Here is a 17,163-nt window from a genome sequence, read left to right as displayed (position 1 = left end):
TCACTGTTTTTATTTTACATTTTGTTGGTTTGTGTGTGGGGAGAAATAATGCCCTCCTTTTTTAAACTTAATGTAAAGTATAATTTGGGCTATTATGGACATTTAAACACAAGAATTAAGGAGGTGAAGACTGTTAATAATGTAGATATCTTATTTTTAGGTTCATCGCATACGTATAGAGGTTTCGATCCAAGGATTTTCAAAGAGTACGGATATAGTACTTTTAATTTAGGATCTAGTTCTCAAACACCTATTGAGACAAATGTATTATTGGATAGGTATTTAGATAAACTTAATCCGGAAATGGTAATCTATGAGGTTTATCCAGAAACATTTTCTATTGATGGCGTAGAGTCTGGTTTGGATTTAATTTCTAATGATAATAATGATTTATCATCCCTATTAATGGCTTTTAAATTGAAGAATATTAGTGTTTATAATACTTTAGTATTTGCTAGTTACAGACAAATATTTAATTTAGACAAAGACTTTAATGAAAAAACAAATATTGGAAGTGATACATATATTAAAGGTGGATATGTAGAACATAAGAATGCTTATTACAAAGAGGAATCTTTAAGTCTTTTAACAAGTTACCCGAAAAAAATACAAATTAAAAACTTTGAGAATATTTTAAAGACTTTAAAAAACAAAGGAATTAAAGTGATTTTGGTACAATCTCCGGTAACAAAGGTATATTATGATTCTTATAGTAATAAGGACGCATTTGACTCTTTAATGCAAAAACATGGAGAGTACTATAATTTTAATGAATTAATTAGTTCAAATGATTCACTTCATTTTTATGATAAGGATCACTTAAATCAAAATGGAGTTGAAATTTTCAATAGGAAAGTTTTAGATTTAATTTTGAATAAAGAATATTAAATCGTAATGAAAAAAGTATTAATTATATCCCCACATTTTCCTCCAGTAAACGCTGCAGATATGCATCGCGTTCGTCAGAGTTTACCTTATTTTAAGGATAATGGCTGGGAAGCTACCGTTTTGTACGTTTCTCCAGAATTTGTAGAAATGGCTAAAGATCCAAATCTGATAAAAAGTATACCAACAGATGTAAAATGCTTTGGTGTTGAAGCTTTTTCTACTACATATACACGTAAACTAGGTTTAGGTAATTTGGGGTTAAGGGCTTTTTTACAACTCTATAAAAAGGGTAACAAATTAATTAAGCAGGAAAAATTCGATCTTATCTATTTTAGTACGACTATGTTTGCTTGTATGCCATTGGGAAGACTTTGGAAAAAAAAATTTAATATTCCTTTTATTTTAGATATTCAAGACCCCTGGAGAAACGACTATTATCTAACTGTTCCTAAGGAAGAGCAACCACCAAAATTTTGGTTTGCCTATAACTTAGATAAGACTCTGGAAAAATTAACATTACCCTATGCAGATGGACTTTTAGCTGTATCCAAGGGGTATATACAAACATTAAAAGATAGATATCCTTCAATAAAAAATATCCCAGAAAAAGTGCTTACTTTTGGAGCAGCAGAGAAAGATTTCGACATACTACCTGAATTAAATTTGCCTAAAAATATAAAGTTAGATCCAGAAAAATTAAACTTCGTATATGTAGGACGAGGAGGAAGTGATATGCAGATTAGTTTAAATTTACTTTTCACAAGTTTTAAAGAAGGATTAGATACGAATTCAGATTTTAACCGTTGTAAGTTTTGGTTTATTGGTACAAGTTACGCCCCTGATGGTGAGGGTGCAAAAACAATCAAGCCTTTAGCCGATAAAATTGGAGTGGGAGATTATGTTGAAGAAATTACAGATCGTAAACCTTATTTTGAAGTTTTAAATCTATTAAAATCTTCTGATGCTATTATAATACCAGGTTCTGAAGATCAAAATTATACAGCTTCTAAATTATACCCTAATATTTTAGCCAAGAAACCTCTATTATGCGTATTCCACTCAAACAGTAGCGTGGTTAGTAATGTTAGAATTTTAAATGCAGGTAAATTGGTGTTATTTAATGAAACAGATGCTAAAGAACAATGTGCATCTGCTTTACAAGAATTAGTTAATACATTACCTTATACACCTAACACGAATTGGGAGGCATTTAAACCATTTACAGCACAAGCAATGACTAAGCAACAAACCGATTTTTTTAATGAAGTAATTAATTAGTCTTATGAGAAAATTAGCTATAATTACCACGCACCCAATACAATATTATGCACCTTGGTTTAAATTATTAAGTAATTACAATGCTGTAGATGTAAAAGTATTTTATACGTGGTCTCAAGCATCAGAGACGGTGGAAGATAAAACCTTTGGTAGAACCATAAAATGGGATATTCCATTATTGGAAGGCTATAAATATCATTTTAGCGAAAATATGGCTTCAGACCCAGGACCACATCATAAAAATGGTATTGATAATCCAAATCTAATAGGGGAAATAGAAGAATGGAGACCTGATGTTATTTTGGTTTTTGGTTGGTATTTGAAAAGTCATCTTAAAGTTTTAAAATACTTTAAAGGAAAAACACTTGTCTGGTTTAGAGGGGATTCAACTTTATTGGATGACAAACCTGGTGTTAAAAAATTATTAAGGCAAGGCTACTTAACTTATATATATAGATACATTGATAAAGCATTCTATGTAGGTATAGAAAATAAAAAATATTTTAAATCGGTAGGTTTAAAAGAAGAGCAGTTAATATACGCGCCTCACGCTATTGATAATAATCGATTTTACGATTCTGAAGATAAACAGTATACTGTAAAAGCAGAAAAATGGCGTAAAGAATTAGGATATAAGGAGGAGGATATAGTCATTCTCTTTGCTGGGAAATTTGAGGATAAAAAGCAACCAGACCTTTTAATACATGCGTTACAAAATGTAAATAAGGGGAATGAAGTTAAGCTTAAACTACTTTTATTAGGTAATGGACCTTTAGAAGAGGAACTTAAAGCTTTAAGTGCCAAGGATAGAAACATCCAGTTTTTACCATTCCAAAATCAATCTATGATGCCTGTCGTATATGGACTGTGTAATGTGTTTTGTTTACCCTCACAAGGGCCAGGTGAGACTTGGGGATTAGCAGTTAACGAAGCAATGGCTTGCGGAAAACCTGCAATTGTGTCTAATAAAGTAGGTTGTCATTCAGATTTAATAATAGATAATGAAACCGGTTGGGTATTTGATTTTGATAACCAGAATCAATTGGAGAGCATTTTAAATAAAATAAAAATTCACAACCTAAAAACTATTGGTAATAATGCAAATATGCATATTAAACAATGGAGCTTCGATAAAATCGTGGAAGCTTTCAATTCAGAAATAATTGGAATAAATGGGAAGTAAAAAGATTTTAGCAATTTTTGGAAATGTTGCATTATTTGGACAGGAACGCGCTAATATCCAGGTTTTCGAAATATTAAAGGATGCCGGACATGATATTCTTTTAGCAGTTAACGATCGTGGGTTCCAGTGGCATATTCAGCCTGAAATTGAAAAACGTAATCTTAAATTTAAAAAGATCCGGTTTTCATGGAATCTTAAAAAAACTAAAAGTTTTAAGACCATAAAAATGTATTTTACAGATATTTTTAAATCTAATTTTCAATTATTTAAATTGATAAAGGAATATAACCCAGATGTTATTCATGTTTGTAATGATACTCAGGTATTAACTTTATTACCGGTATTATTGTTTACATCTATCCCTATAATTTATCGATTAGGTGATATTCCTCCAATAAAATCTATTAGTTATAGGTTTATTTGGAGTAAACTTATAACTAAACGAATAAATAAATTTGTTTGTATTTCTGAATTTGTAAAATCGGAACTTCTAAAAATAAATCCGGTCTTAAATAATATTGATATTATTTATAATTTACCAACTAAACGTATAATTTTAAATACAGAAGAAGACCAATTACCCAAGAAAGATTCTAATCTAATAACATTTGTTTATATTGGTCAAATTAACGAAATAAAAGGGGTTAGAATTTTAGTTAATGCATTTGAAGATTTAAATGATAGATTTGCTAATACTCGATTATTACTCGCAGGAGATACAGAGCATAGTGTTTTGGCAAAAGAATTAATGAAAGAAGCTAACTTGATAAAATATAAAAATAGAATACAATTTTTAGGAAAAGTAAATAATATAGACGCACTGTTAAACATTGGAGATATTGGAGTTTTTCCTTCAATTTATAATGAACCACTATCTAACGTTATCGGAGAAGCAAAGAAAAATGGGAAGGCTAGTATAATATTTAATTCAGGAGGTATGCCAGAATTAGTTCAGCATAATTATGATGGTTACATTTCAAAAACTAAAAATAAAGAAGGCCTTTTAGAAGGGTTAACGTATTATGTTGAAAATCCAGAACAATTAAAAATCCAAGGGGATAATGCGCTAAAGTCCTTGGTTAGTTTAGGGTTAAATATGAATTCTTTTACTTCAAAATGGTTAAAAGTTTATGAGTAATGCTCTTACTATATATTATCCTTTTTTAGAAAAGTCTTTGCTGTTTGATAAAGTAAAAGGAATTATAACTCTCCTAGGAATTCTTCTTGTTATTTGTTCTATTCTTGGCGAAACGAGTTTTTTAATTGTACCATCATTTGTATTGCTTTATTTTATTTTCTCTTGGTTTGCAGTAGATAATTATCCGCCTGCTATTTTGATCGGTCTTCTTTATCAATGGATGCAGGTAAGTGTGAAAGTGTTGTATGCAACATTAACTTTTACATCCTTAGAATCTCTTACGGATTTTCCAAATCATATTGTTGATGCCTATCTGTTATCCTGTTTAGGTTTGTTGGCAATGTCTTTTGGTATAAAGAGCATGTTGAAAAAAATTAAAATATCCTACACTACAATCTATTCTTACATTAAGTCTATTAATACAAAAAAAGCTTTATTAGGTTATTTGATGTTTTCATTTGGTGCATCGATTTTATTTCAATTAAGGTTTGTTATTCCGGGTTTATTCCAAGGTATTGTCGCTTTGGGGTATATTAAATGGTCTTTATTCTTCATTGTTTTTTATATGTCTTTTAAACAAAAAAAGAATATTACTTTATTAAAATTGGTAATTGCGTACGAGTTCTTAATGGGGTTCGTGTCTTATTTTGCAGATTTTAAAACCATTATTTTCATTGGGCTTATTTGTTATCTTTCTATAGGAACTTTTAAGAAAAAGCAAATACCACTATTCATTATGTTATTTATTGGGATGCTATATATAGCATTGGCTTGGACGGCTGTTAAAATGGACTATAGGGAGTATTTAAATCAAGGTTCTAGCCAACAAGTTATAAAAGTAGATGGAGGGGATGCTTTTAGCTACATTATAAATAGTTTAACCAATGTAAGTAGTGAAAAATTAGGAGATGCGGGAATAGACTTGCTAGACAGGATTTCATATATCGATTACTTTTCTTCATGTATGTCCTACGTGCCAGAACAGCGTCCTTTCGAAAATGGATTACTGACTAAAAACACAATAATGCATATATTAGTTCCTAGGATAATTAATCCTAGTAAACCAGCTATTGATGATTCAAAACATTTAACCGAATATACCGGAATTTTTTATGCAGATGCAGCTATGGGGGTGTCTTTTGCTTTAGGTTATGTTCCCGATTTTTATATTGATTATGGTCCATTTTTTATGATTTTGGCATTGTTTCTCTTTGGAAAAGGGATAGGATTTATTATTTTTTCTATTCATAAGACATCATTAAATAGTCTTTGGGCTATGGCTATAATGGTTCCTTTATTTCTTTTACTATATAAATTTGAAAACTCTTTAATTAAGTTTGTGGGGAATTTAGTTATGTTTTGGATGGTAGCATTTTTATTTAATAAATATGTGGCAAAAAGAATAGAAACATTTATGAAAATGTAATGATATGAAGATTACTTATTTTTTTAGACATCCAAATAAAAATTACATGTCTATAGAACAACTATTTCTAAACTTTATTCAGCCGAGCTTAAATAGCTCTATAGATTTTAAAAATTACTACCTAAAAAGTAATTGTAAAGGAGCTTTAAATAGATTTAAAGCAATAAAAGAGGTAGTTTCCGAGCAAGGTGAAATTAATCATATAACTGGAGATGTTCATTTTATTTCAATTTTATTAAACAAGAAGAAAACCATATTAACAATACATGACCTGGAGTTTATAGAGCGTGAAAGTGGTTTAAAACGATGGTTTTTAAAGTTTTTTTGGGTTACCTTACCAATATACAGAGTTAGATTTATTACAACAATCTCTGAAGAGACAAAAATCCAACTTTTAAAAATGATCCCTAAACGAATGACTAGTAAAATTGTGGTTATTCCAAACTGTATAAACACCGATCAAATTACATTCAATCCTAAACCAAGTATTGATACTATTCCTGTTTTATTGCAAATTGGTACAAGACATAATAAAAATATTGGGAACCTGATTAAAGCTATTGTAGGGATTCCTTGTATATTAAATATAGTTGGAGAATTAAATGAAGAACAATTAGAAATGCTAGCAGAGAATAAGATTCAATATTTTAACTTTGTAAATATTTCTTATCCAAAAATTGTAGATTTATATAAACAATGTGACATTGTTACTTTTATTTCAACATACGAAGGCTTCGGTTTACCTATTTTAGAGGCTAATGCAACTGGAAGACCTGTTATAACATCTAATGTCTCATGTATGCCTGAAGTTTCAGGCGGCTCTACATTATTAGTTAATCCCTATGATGTGGTAGAAATTAGAAACGGAATTTATAAGTTAATAAAAGATCAAGAATTAAGAGATTTTTTAGTGGCTAAAGGGCAAGAAAATGTTAAGCGTTACTCCTCAGCTAAAATAGCTGAAAGTTATGAACTATTATACAATCAAATTTTAGATTAAAATTGGAAAAGAAAAAGATATTAATATTTATTGATTGGTTTCTGCCGGGTTATAATGCAGGCGGGCAAATTCCTTCAGTAGCAAACATAATCAAGTATAATAAAGATTTATATGATTTTCATGTAATTACTTCCGATACCGATCTAGGAGCAAAAAGTTCCTATCCTGATATTGAATCTGATAAATGGATTAAAAAATATGGAGCAACTATATATTATGCAGACCTAGAAACGTTGAGTGCAAAGAAGATGAAGTCTTTGATTCATTTTGTGTCACCGGACTTAGTTTATTTTAATAGTTTGTTTTCTATTAAATTTACGTTGATTCCATTAGTTATATCAAAATATCATTTAAAAATAAAAGAAATAGTACTAGCTCCAAGAGGTATGTTGGGAACTGGAGCACTGCAATTAAAGGCTTTTAAAAAACGCAGTTTTATCTCTTTAACCAAAAGTTTAGGGTTATTTAATGATGTAATTTGGCATGCCTCTTCAGAAATTGAAAAAAAAGAGATAGAATCTAATTTTAAAGAACTAAAAGAGGTTAGAGTAGCATTAGACATTCCTAATGTTCCAAGCGAGTTAAATCTTTTACAGAAAATTGAAAAGGAGAAGGATTCTTTAAAAGTTTTCTTTATATCTAGAATTTCACCCAAAAAGAATTTATTGTTTGCAATTAAAATATTATCGAAGATTAAGCCTCTGTATGATATAACATTTACAATTATTGGTCCAGTTGAAGATAAACTATATTGGAAATCTTGTGAATTAGAAATCTCAAAATTGCCTAAAAATATAAAAGTAGAATATTTAGGTGTTTTGGAAAGCCACAAAATAAATCAGTATCTTACTTTTAATCAACATGTGTTTCTATTTCCTACCTTTAGTGAGAATTTTGGTCATGTAATTGCTGAATCTATGTTTTCTGGTTGCCCGGTTATTTTATCGGACAATACGCCCTGGAGAAATTTGGAAAATAGTAATGCGGGCTGGGATTTTTCTTTAAATGAAGAAGGAAAATTTGTAGAAAAAATAGAATATTTCGCTTCAATAACTCAAGAGGATTTTAATATTTTTGCCAAAGGGGCATTTGCGTTTGGCAAGGAGTTTTGTTTAAACCCATCCGTATTAGGAGCAAATAGAATGTTATTCGAATAGTAATTATAAATAAATGAAAAGAATATTAATTACCGGAGGAGCAGGTTTTGTAGGATCACATTTATGTGAACGCTTATTAAATGAAGGCAATGAAGTTATTTGTTTAGATAATTATTTTACAGGGAGTAAAAAAAATATTGAGCATTTAATGGATCACAACTATTTTGAATTAGTGAGACATGATGTTACGCAGCCTTATATGATTGAGGTTGACGAGATTTATAATATGGCATGTCCTGCCTCGCCTGTACATTATCAATACAATCCTATAAAAACGATTAAAACCTCTGTTATGGGGGCCATAAACATGTTAGGTTTAGCGAAACGTGTCAAAGCCAAAATTTTGCAAGCTTCCACAAGTGAGGTTTATGGAGATCCTGCTGTGCATCCACAACCAGAAACGTATTGGGGAAATGTAAATCCAATTGGACTACGTTCTTGTTATGATGAAGGAAAACGTTGTGCAGAAACCTTGTTTATGGATTATCATTTACAAAATGAAGTGGCCGTAAAAATTATTAGAATTTTTAACACTTATGGTCCAAATATGAATCCTAATGATGGGCGTGTTGTATCTAATTTTATTGTTCAGGCATTAAAAGGAGAGGATATTACAATGTTTGGAAATGGTGAACAAACAAGATCGTTTCAGTACGTAGATGATTTAGTTGAAGGTTCTATTAGAATGATGAATAGTCGTGATGGTTTTGTAGGACCTGTAAATATTGGTAATCCAAAAGAATTTACAATGATGGAATTGGCAAGTAAAGTTGTTGAAATGACAAATTCTACCTCTAAAATAATTCATTTACCTTTACCGCAAGATGATCCCTTACAACGTAGACCTTTAATCGATTTAGCTAAGAAAGAATTAAACGGATGGGAGCCAAAAATTCATTTAGAAGAAGGTTTAGTGAAAACGATTAGTTACTTCGATAATTTACTTAAAGCGGAACAATAAATTGAAAACGGATTTATCAACTTATAATAACAAATGGTATCAACCAGGAGGGAAACTTAAAATCTTACTCTGGTACTTTGTAAATGTGTTGTTTTTTGTAAATCCTTTAAATCCTGTTTCTATTGTAAAAGTGTATCTTTTGAAACTTTTCGGATCTAAAATAGGAACAGGAGTAGTTATAAAACCAGGAGTGAATATAAAATATCCATGGTTATTAACCGTTGGTGATTATTCATGGATAGGAGAGAAGGTGTGGATTGATAACCTAGCAAAAGTGACTATAGGAAATCATGTTTGTATATCTCAAGAAGCCATGTTATTATGCGGTAATCATAATTATAAAAAATCGACTTTCGATTTAATGGTTGGAGAAATTATAATAGAAGATGGTGCTTGGGTAGGCGCAAAATCGGTGGTTTGTCCAAATGTAAAAATTGAATCTCATGCTATTTTAACAGTAAATTCTGTGGCAACAAAAACATTAGAAGCAAATTACATTTATCAAGGTAACCCAGCAAAACAAATACGAAAAAGAGAATAGACTAATGAAAGTTTCAATAATCACCGCTACATATAATAGTGAAAAAACTATAGAGGATTGTTTAAAATCTGTTTTAAATCAGGATTATGATAGTATAGAATATATTATAATAGATGGTGCATCTACAGATGACACGTTAAATATTATTGAAAAATTTAAACAAAAGCATGACAACGTAATTAGCATATCAGAGCCGGATAAAGGTATTTATGATGCCTTAAACAAAGGAATAGAAAAAGCGACTGGAGACGTTGTAGGCTTTTTGCATTCTGATGATTTTTTTGCTTCCAATGAGACTATTAGTCATATCGTTGAAGCTTTTGGTACGACTAAAGTAGATGGTGTTTATGGTGATTTACATTATATAAACTCTACAAACTCAGATAAGATTGTTCGTAATTGGAAGAGTAAACCTTTTTCAGATAAATTATTAAAGCAAGGTTGGATGCCAGCTCATCCAACTTTGTTTTTAAAGAAAAAAGTTTATAATACACATGGCTTGTTTAATATAAAATTTAAAATAGCAGCAGATTATGATTTGATGTTAAGGATATTTAAAGACAAAAAATTACACTTTAATTATTTGCCGGAAGTGATTACTAAAATGCGTGTTGGTGGTGCAAGTAATAGAAGTTTAAAGAATATTTGGTTAAAAACTAGGGAAGACTATATGGCTGTAAAAGGCAATAATATTAGTCATCCAGCCTTAGTTATTTGTTCCAAAAACTTATCTAAAATTCCTCAGTTATTTAAAAAGTAAAAACTATTTTTACAACTTGAACATATATAGGGGGTTATATTAAACCTAGTTCTTGAATCTATTTATATCACGCTATTTTTTAGTAATGTAATTGTTTCATAACCCTATAATTGTTCCTGTTTTTATTATACATTTTGACCCAAAATCGCTATTAATGAATTTAATCAACCAAATTATTCAAAATGGGAACGGAACTGCGTTATTGTTTTTTCCTTTTCTTCTAGCTTTAGTTACTGCTTTTTTAGCTTTTCCTACAATTATTTTTATTGCTCATGCAAAGCAATTAGTAGATGTCCCGGATAAACGAAGTGTGCACTCTAAAACAGTTCCTACCTTAGGAGGAATTGGAATCTTCTTTGCCGTGGCCATAGTGCTAACTTTATGTGGTGCTTTTTTAGATGCAAAATTATTAATGCCGGTAGTTGGGGCTCTAATAATTCTATTCTTTTTAGGCGTTAAGGATGATATTTTAATTCTTTCACCCAAGAAAAAAATGTTAGGACAGATCATCGCTGCGCTTATGGTTATTCTAATAACCGATATAAGAATTACCACTTTTTCCGGCATTCTAGGCCTAGAAGATTTGCCATATTTTATTTCTATAGGATTTACTTTATTTGTTTTTATATTAATTATTAATGCCTACAATTTAATTGACGGCTTGGATGGTTTAGCCGGTTCTGTAGGGTTATTAGTTTCGATGTTTTATGGATTCTTGTTTTTTAATATGCAAGAAATGTCATTAACAGTAGTGTCTTTAGCACTTGTAGGTTCTTTAATTGCTTTTTTGTATTTTAATTTTTCCAAGGTCAGAAAAATATTTATGGGGGATACAGGTTCTATGGTTGTTGGCTTTTTACTGGCTTTCCAATCCGTTGCTTTTATTAGTATTAACCAACTAAATCCGATGGCTCAATTTCATTTGAACGCTCCTATAATTGTATTAGCTATATTGTTTTTTCCGCTTTTAGATACACTTAGAATTTTTTATGTTCGGGTTGTTATTCTTAAAAAACATCCGTTTAGTCCTGATAAGAATCACATACATCACCATATGTTACAACTTGGGTTAAAGCATTGGCAAGTTACTTTAGTGATTTCAATAGCGTCTACATCTGTTTTAATTAGTGCTTTATTATCACAAAGTTTTAATGTTAATCTTCAATTAGTAATTGTGATTTTTGCAGGACTTGTCATGTTTTCTTTGCCGTTTTTTATAAATTATAGCGTGTTTAAGCAACGCATTAAAATGAATAAATTTTTAAAAAAATTACACCTAATTAATTAATAAAAAGTAAATTATAAAAGTATTCAATACAATTGTAGTTGTCTATATTCAACTTATATTTGTAAATTAAATAAAAACATATTTTAATGAAGTTATTTAGATTATTGGGTTTGATATTATTTTTGGGAATATTAAATTCTTGTTCTACTAAGAAGGAAATACTTTATTTTCAAGATTACGAGAATATACCAAAAGATGTTATTAACATTTCACCCGAAATACAAATTAATGATATTCTGACTATTAATGTAAATTCATTAATTCCTGAGGCTGCCACTCCGTATAATAGAAATGTTACGACTGGTAGATCTCAAGTTGCTGTGTCCTTGAAATCTATGGGATATTTAGTGTCTAGTGATGGAACTATTACTTTTCCAATATTAGGTAGTATTGTTGCGACAAATAAAACGACTAAGGAGTTAGAATCCTATATCACGAGAATTTTAGTAGATGAGGGGCATTTAAAAGATCCAACTGTTATTGTGAGTATTATTAATGCAAAAATTACGGTTCTTGGAGAAGTTGGAAATCCTGGTACAATAACCTTTGAAGAAGAAACGATTACTTTGCCTCAAGCATTAGGTTTGGCAGGAGATTTAACTTATAATGGGGTTCGTGAGGACATAATAATAATAAGAGAGGTTAATGGCGTTAGGACGGTTGGTCATGTAGATATGACAAAAACCGATTGGTTTACAAGTCCTTTTTATACTGTAAAACAAAATGATATAATACTTGTTAATCCAAATGGCCCAGCTGTTAAAAAAGCTGGTTATATTACAAATATTGCAGGGGTATTTGGTGTAGTATCTTTTATTCTTACCCTTGTATTATTATTAAAGAGCTAAACTAATGAGTGAAGAATTTTTAGACAATAATACCGAAAATGATGCTTCTGGTATTAACATAAAAGATGAGATTTTAAAATATTTACACTATTGGAAATGGTTTTTCCTTTCGGTTAGTATAGCATTATTAGCCGTATTCTTATATTTGAGATATACTCCGGAAACTTTCATGTCTAATGCTAAAATTAAAATTTTAGACGAATCCAAAGGACTTGAAATATCAACTCAAAGAGGTGGTTTGTTTAGGGATTCTAAGAATCTTGATAATGAAATAGCTATAATTAAATCTAACCGTTTATTAGAAAAAGTGGTAGATAGTTTAGATCTTCATATAAGATATTTTGTAAAAGGTCAGTTTACCGAGAAGGAGTTGTGGAAAAGTCCATTAAAACTTGTTTATTTAAAACCGAATAATCAAATCCCTTATTTAAGTTTTAGTATTGAGATTACTGAGGATGGCTTGGTTGTAAGTAAAGATGATAGTGAAGATATTATGTTTACGGTAAAGGGGTATAGTTTAAATTCTCCAAAACCAGATTTTCCTTTTTTAATTCAATCAGAATCATGGATTAAAAAATATATTGGATTATCTTTTAAGGTCACTGTAAAACCATTATCAGCAGAAGCTGGTAGTCTTTCTAATTCTATTTCTGTAAGTAGATCGGGAACTACTGACATTTTAATTTTGTCTATGGTTGGAGAAAATAGAAAGAGGTCAGAAGATGCTTTAAATAAGATTGTAGAACAATTTAATCTTGATGGTGTAACAGATAGACAGTTAGTTTTTCAGCGTACAATTGATTTCGTTAATGAGCGATTCATGTATCTCGCTAATGAACTTGATTCTATAGAAGTTGACAAGAAAGAATTTCAGCAAAATAATAATTTAGTGTCTTTTAGTTCTGATGCGGCTTATAGTATGTCTAAGAGAAGCAGTTCTGAAAACGCAGTTTTACAGCTAGAAAATCAAATCGCCTTATCTAAATTACTGGATAGCCCTTTATCAAATAATGATTTAGGGACTTTGATGCCTGAAAATGTAGGACTTGAAAGCGCTAGTACCAATGGTGTTATTTCTGATTATAATAGTATAGTATTAGAGAGAGAAAATTTAATAGCAGGTGCGGGTGAAAATAATCCGATGGTCGTTGCTCTTGATAAGACACTTATAGATCTTAGAAGCAATTTAAAAAGTTCTCTTGATGCTTATTATGAACAATTAAATTTGTCTCTAAACCGATTGGTTAATGAAGAAAATTCTGCTAAAGAATTAGTGAGGAGAATGCCTCAAAAAGAAAAAATATTAAGATCAATTGAACGTCAGCAAAATATAAAAGAAAATTTATATTTATTATTTATGCAGAAAAGAGAAGAAGCAGCTATTAATCTAGCAATTACTTCTCCATCTGTTAAAGTGGTAGAGTATGCAGCAAGTTCTAGTTTACCCGTAAGTCCCGATTCGAAAGGGATGTATATTAAGGGACTATTAGCGGGATTACTTGTTCCATTTGGAATTTTATTTTTGATGTTTAAATCAGATAATAAAATTCATGATAAATCGGATATTTTAAACTTTACGAGAAGAGTTCCTATCGTTGGTGAGGTTCCTGAAGTAAAGACTGAAGATAAATTTTTCCAAAATCCACATGATCGAACAATTCTAGCAGAGTCCTTTAGAATATTAAGTACAAATTTAAAATATATTTTAAATCCCCATACGGGTAAATCTGGTCATGTTATATATGTAACTTCTACAATAAAAGGTGAAGGGAAAACATTTGTTTCTATTAATTTGGCTTTAGCATTTTCAAGTATAAATAAGAAAGTTTTATTAGTTGGTGCGGATTTAAGAAATCCTAAAATTACTATCTCAGGCGGTGACAAGAAAGCAAAAGGTTTATCCGATTTTCTTTTCCAGTCGTCTCTTAACTGGAAAGATTATTTACAAAAAAGTAAATTTAATGGTGATTTTTTAGATGTTTTAACTGCGGGTAATATACCTCCAAATCCCTCTGAATTATTATCAAATGGTAAATTGGAGCAACTTCTGGAGGATGCAAAACAGGTTTATGATTATATTATCGTTGATACCGCTCCTATAATACTTGTCACGGATACGTTATTAATTTCGCAATATGCAGATGCTACTGTTTATGTTACACGAGCAGGGTTTACAGATAAAAAGTTATTAGGATTTTCAAGTGAATTGTATCGTGATAAAAAACTTAATAACATGGTCTATGTCGTTAATAATATTACCGATGCTAAAACGTCTAAAGGTTATGGTTATAATTATGGATATGGATATGGATATAATAATGAAAAAGTGACCTTAAAAAAGTATTCTTGGGGTTGGTTTAAAGATTCGATAAAACAAACCATTAGAAAATTTTAATTATAGTATTTCATTATATTATAAAAGCTCAGGTTATAAATAATAATCTGAGCTTTTTAATTTTTCACTCTCTTGAAACATACTGTTTATTTAGAGGAAAAACTTTTGTTGAAAGTTAACAATGTGATGGAGTATATCTTCCATTTAGAGTGTTACGAAAAAATTGGTGTCGAAATATTCCATTTAAAGCATTGTAATTAATCGTGTAGATTGATGATACTGTATTTAAGATTAGTTAAAGTTTAAAAATAATTTACAAGGAGTTCTATTTCGTTGGTATGATTATCGAGTGTGTAATATAGTCCATGGTCTATGGTGCTGTATAATTTGATCCTTGGCCTTTTGGATAAGGGGTTTTAGTCTTTAGGGTATGAAAAAACATATGACCACCGAATCACGACTACTGGTGATTAAAATGGTTGTGTAGAAATTAATCCCTTACTCTATCAAATTACCGCGTATTGTTTTTTCAATTGGAAGAACCTTGTTACTACGCGATCTTAATGGCTAAAATGAATTAACTCACTATAAGAGTAATTAGTTACTACGCTCCAAAAAGAAGTTGTTAAACAATGCTTAAAGGTGTTCAAAATCAGATATTAGTCTTGTTATGTTATCAGAAGTTTAGAAATTAATTATGCTCTCATTAAATTGGTATTACTACTAATTCGCTAAAATGCTAACGAACAGATAATTCCTTTCATCAATTGAGTAGGTGTCTTATATAACATATTTGATACTAAGTTATAATCTATAATTAACTTAACCTCGAAGTTTTGAATCCACATACTTTCTGGGGTATGGTTATAAAAAAAGAGCCGAATTATAAATTCGGCTCTTTTTCTTATAATCTTGGTATATTTTGCTATTGCGTATTAAAATCTATATAATACCTCTAAACTATGTATAAAATTATTATTAGCGTATACTTTATCATCGTCAAATGCAAATTTAGCTAAACTTTGCAGTCTAAGCCCCCATTGACTCGAAAACCAATATCTTAAACCTAGAGCTACGTTTCCTGATCCGTTAGATTCATCGGCAACATTGAAGTATCCAGCACCTAAACCTACATAAGCATCTATTTTGTCATTTTCAGCAATGTATTTATCAAAATAAAATTTTGCATTCACATCAAATGAAAAGTAAGTTCCTCCTTCTATTATTCCTCTTCCGCCATGAGCTTCGTCCTCATAAACTTCATCAACACTGTTAAAGCTTAACATTGGACTAATAGTGAAATCTTCATCAAATCGATATTCGGCACCGAAAGTAAAAGGGGTATTAAAACTCCACTTTTCAGTTCCTTTTAATGGATCTTGAAATGCACTATTGTCTAATACATTAATACCTGCACTAAAGACCCAAGTTTCACGACCTCTAAATTGGCTGTAGGCTAATGTGCTAAACATTAGAAAAAAAAGTATAAAAGTAGTTTTTTTCATAATCAAAATTTTTATTAAAAATAATATTTAAATGTTTATAATTGGGGTTAATTTATTTTTTATTGATTACTTGCTTGTTTTTTATTTTAATTACAATTATACAATTGTAGAGCTAACATAATCAAAATTTATTTATCGTTAAACTATCAATTCAATAATTAAATATTAAGAATTAATATCTGTTTTTAATTCAGATATTGTTTTTAATTGATCTTTGCTTTTAAACACATAACTTCCTGCTACTAAAACATCTGCACCACTTTCAATTAATCCTTTAGCATTCTTATCTGTCACTCCACCGTCTATTTCAATTAGTGTTGTGGCTCCTTTTGTGCGTATAAGTTGCTTTAATTGTTTAATTTTATTATAGGTGTTTTCTATAAAGCTTTGCCCCCCAAATCCTGGGTTAACACTCATTATTAAAACAAGGTCGAGGTCATTAATTATATCTTCTAAAACATTAATGTTGGTATGCGGATTTAACGCGACACCAGCTTTCATTCCTTCAGCTTTTATAGCTTGTATTGTGCGATGAAGATGTGTACAAGCTTCATAATGTACAGTTAGAATATCACTCCCTAATTCTGCGAAGGTTTTAATATATCTGTCCGGGTCTACAATCATTAAATGGACATCTATAGTTTTTTTTGCATGTTTAGATATGGCTTCTAATACAGGCATTCCGTAAGATATATTTGGTACAAATACACCATCCATTATGTCAATATGAAACCAGTCTGCTTCGCTATTATTAACCATTTCAACATCACGTTGTAGGTTTCCAAAATCGGCGGCTAAAATAGAGGGAGCAATTAATTTTGAAGTCATTATGCTTATTTTTTTGGTAAATGTAAT

At 30.2% G+C, this 17,163-nt stretch carries 15 protein-coding genes; 13 read left to right on the top strand and 2 right to left on the bottom strand.

Annotated elements, in window-relative coordinates:
- Window positions 1–48: 48 nt before the first annotated feature.
- The 13 genes from ACFFVB_RS15690 to ACFFVB_RS15630 all read left to right on the top strand — a co-directional run bounded on the left by ACFFVB_RS15690 (window position 49) and on the right by ACFFVB_RS15630 (window position 14,863).
- Window positions 49–888 (top strand): hypothetical protein, encoded by an 840-nt coding sequence (locus ACFFVB_RS15690; protein ID WP_382384171.1) that lies wholly within the window; start codon window positions 49–51, stop codon window positions 886–888.
- Between the two features lie 6 nt (window positions 889–894).
- Window positions 895–2,166, top strand: coding sequence for a glycosyltransferase family protein (locus ACFFVB_RS15685; RefSeq protein WP_382384170.1), 1,272 nt, complete (start codon window positions 895–897; stop codon window positions 2,164–2,166).
- Window positions 2,167–2,170: 4 nt separating this feature from the next.
- Window positions 2,171–3,349: a glycosyltransferase family 4 protein gene (locus tag ACFFVB_RS15680; RefSeq protein WP_382384169.1), complete on the top strand. Its 1,179-nt coding sequence runs from the start codon at window positions 2,171–2,173 to the stop codon at window positions 3,347–3,349.
- Complete coding sequence (locus tag ACFFVB_RS15675) at window positions 3,339–4,487, top strand: glycosyltransferase family 4 protein (RefSeq protein ID WP_382384168.1); 1,149 nt, start codon at window positions 3,339–3,341, stop codon at window positions 4,485–4,487. The genes ACFFVB_RS15680 and ACFFVB_RS15675 overlap by 11 nt, the downstream gene beginning before the upstream one ends.
- Entirely contained in the window at window positions 4,480–5,913 is a 1,434-nt protein-coding gene (locus ACFFVB_RS15670) for a hypothetical protein (RefSeq protein ID WP_382384167.1), read from the top strand. Before ACFFVB_RS15675 ends, ACFFVB_RS15670 begins: the two co-directional genes overlap by 8 nt.
- Window positions 5,914–5,917: 4 nt before the next feature.
- On the top strand, window positions 5,918–6,913 hold the full coding sequence (locus tag ACFFVB_RS15665; protein WP_382384166.1) for a glycosyltransferase family 4 protein: 996 nt from the start codon (window positions 5,918–5,920) through the stop codon (window positions 6,911–6,913).
- 2 nt (window positions 6,914–6,915) lie between these two features.
- The gene (locus ACFFVB_RS15660) at window positions 6,916–8,070 is read left to right on the top strand and encodes a glycosyltransferase family 4 protein (RefSeq protein ID WP_382384165.1); all 1,155 of its coding nucleotides are present in this window, start codon (window positions 6,916–6,918) and stop codon (window positions 8,068–8,070) included.
- A gap of 13 nt (window positions 8,071–8,083) precedes the next feature.
- Window positions 8,084–9,031 carry a UDP-glucuronic acid decarboxylase family protein gene (locus ACFFVB_RS15655; RefSeq protein ID WP_382384164.1) on the top strand — a complete coding sequence of 316 codons (948 nt, stop codon included), beginning with the start codon at window positions 8,084–8,086 and terminating at the stop codon, window positions 9,029–9,031.
- Between the two features lies 1 nt (window position 9,032).
- Window positions 9,033–9,572, top strand: coding sequence for a WcaF family extracellular polysaccharide biosynthesis acetyltransferase (locus tag ACFFVB_RS15650; RefSeq protein WP_382384163.1), 540 nt, complete (start codon window positions 9,033–9,035; stop codon window positions 9,570–9,572).
- Between the two features lie 4 nt (window positions 9,573–9,576).
- Entirely contained in the window at window positions 9,577–10,332 is a 756-nt protein-coding gene (locus ACFFVB_RS15645; protein ID WP_382384162.1) for a glycosyltransferase family 2 protein, read from the top strand.
- 154 nt (window positions 10,333–10,486) lie between these two features.
- The gene (locus tag ACFFVB_RS15640; RefSeq protein ID WP_382384161.1) at window positions 10,487–11,620 is read left to right on the top strand and encodes a glycosyltransferase family 4 protein; all 1,134 of its coding nucleotides are present in this window, start codon (window positions 10,487–10,489) and stop codon (window positions 11,618–11,620) included.
- 110 nt (window positions 11,621–11,730) lie between these two features.
- Window positions 11,731–12,468 (top strand): polysaccharide biosynthesis/export family protein, encoded by a 738-nt coding sequence (locus tag ACFFVB_RS15635; RefSeq protein ID WP_382384160.1) that lies wholly within the window; start codon window positions 11,731–11,733, stop codon window positions 12,466–12,468.
- A gap of 4 nt (window positions 12,469–12,472) precedes the next feature.
- Window positions 12,473–14,863: a GumC family protein gene (locus tag ACFFVB_RS15630; protein WP_382384159.1), complete on the top strand. Its 2,391-nt coding sequence runs from the start codon at window positions 12,473–12,475 to the stop codon at window positions 14,861–14,863.
- 875 nt (window positions 14,864–15,738) lie between these two features.
- Here the strand turns inward: ACFFVB_RS15630 and ACFFVB_RS15625 are convergent.
- Window positions 15,739–16,308 (bottom strand): porin family protein, encoded by a 570-nt coding sequence (locus ACFFVB_RS15625; RefSeq protein ID WP_382384158.1) that lies wholly within the window; start codon window positions 16,306–16,308, stop codon window positions 15,739–15,741.
- Between the two features lie 165 nt (window positions 16,309–16,473).
- Window positions 16,474–17,136: a ribulose-phosphate 3-epimerase gene (rpe, locus tag ACFFVB_RS15620; protein WP_382384157.1), complete on the bottom strand. Its 663-nt coding sequence runs from the start codon at window positions 17,134–17,136 to the stop codon at window positions 16,474–16,476.
- Window positions 17,137–17,163: the final 27 nt, after the last annotated feature.

The sequence above is a fragment of the Formosa undariae genome (genome assembly GCF_042427615.1).
Lineage (GTDB): Bacteria > Bacteroidota > Bacteroidia > Flavobacteriales > Flavobacteriaceae > Formosa > Formosa undariae.
The sequence above is the reverse complement of the archived record's forward strand: the minus strand, read 5'-3'. Positions and strand labels throughout refer to the sequence as shown.

What these genes read in the sequence shown, in the direction of transcription:
- ACFFVB_RS15690 (WP_382384171.1), top strand. Translation starts at nt 49, where the DNA reads ATGCCCTCCTTTTTTAAACTTAATGTAAAGTATAATTTGGGCTATTAT.
- ACFFVB_RS15685 (WP_382384170.1), top strand. Translation starts at nt 895, where the DNA reads ATGAAAAAAGTATTAATTATATCCCCACATTTTCCTCCAGTAAACGCT.
- ACFFVB_RS15680 (WP_382384169.1), top strand. Translation starts at nt 2,171, where the DNA reads ATGAGAAAATTAGCTATAATTACCACGCACCCAATACAATATTATGCA.
- ACFFVB_RS15675 (WP_382384168.1), top strand. Translation starts at nt 3,339, where the DNA reads ATGGGAAGTAAAAAGATTTTAGCAATTTTTGGAAATGTTGCATTATTT.
- ACFFVB_RS15670 (WP_382384167.1), top strand. Translation starts at nt 4,480, where the DNA reads ATGAGTAATGCTCTTACTATATATTATCCTTTTTTAGAAAAGTCTTTG.
- ACFFVB_RS15665 (WP_382384166.1), top strand. Translation starts at nt 5,918, where the DNA reads ATGAAGATTACTTATTTTTTTAGACATCCAAATAAAAATTACATGTCT.
- ACFFVB_RS15655 (WP_382384164.1), top strand. Translation starts at nt 8,084, where the DNA reads ATGAAAAGAATATTAATTACCGGAGGAGCAGGTTTTGTAGGATCACAT.
- ACFFVB_RS15645 (WP_382384162.1), top strand. Translation starts at nt 9,577, where the DNA reads ATGAAAGTTTCAATAATCACCGCTACATATAATAGTGAAAAAACTATA.
- ACFFVB_RS15640 (WP_382384161.1), top strand. Translation starts at nt 10,487, where the DNA reads ATGAATTTAATCAACCAAATTATTCAAAATGGGAACGGAACTGCGTTA.
- ACFFVB_RS15630 (WP_382384159.1), top strand. Translation starts at nt 12,473, where the DNA reads ATGAGTGAAGAATTTTTAGACAATAATACCGAAAATGATGCTTCTGGT.
- ACFFVB_RS15625 (WP_382384158.1), bottom strand. Translation starts at nt 16,308, where the DNA reads ATGAAAAAAACTACTTTTATACTTTTTTTTCTAATGTTTAGCACATTA.
- rpe (WP_382384157.1), bottom strand. Translation starts at nt 17,136, where the DNA reads ATGACTTCAAAATTAATTGCTCCCTCTATTTTAGCCGCCGATTTTGGA.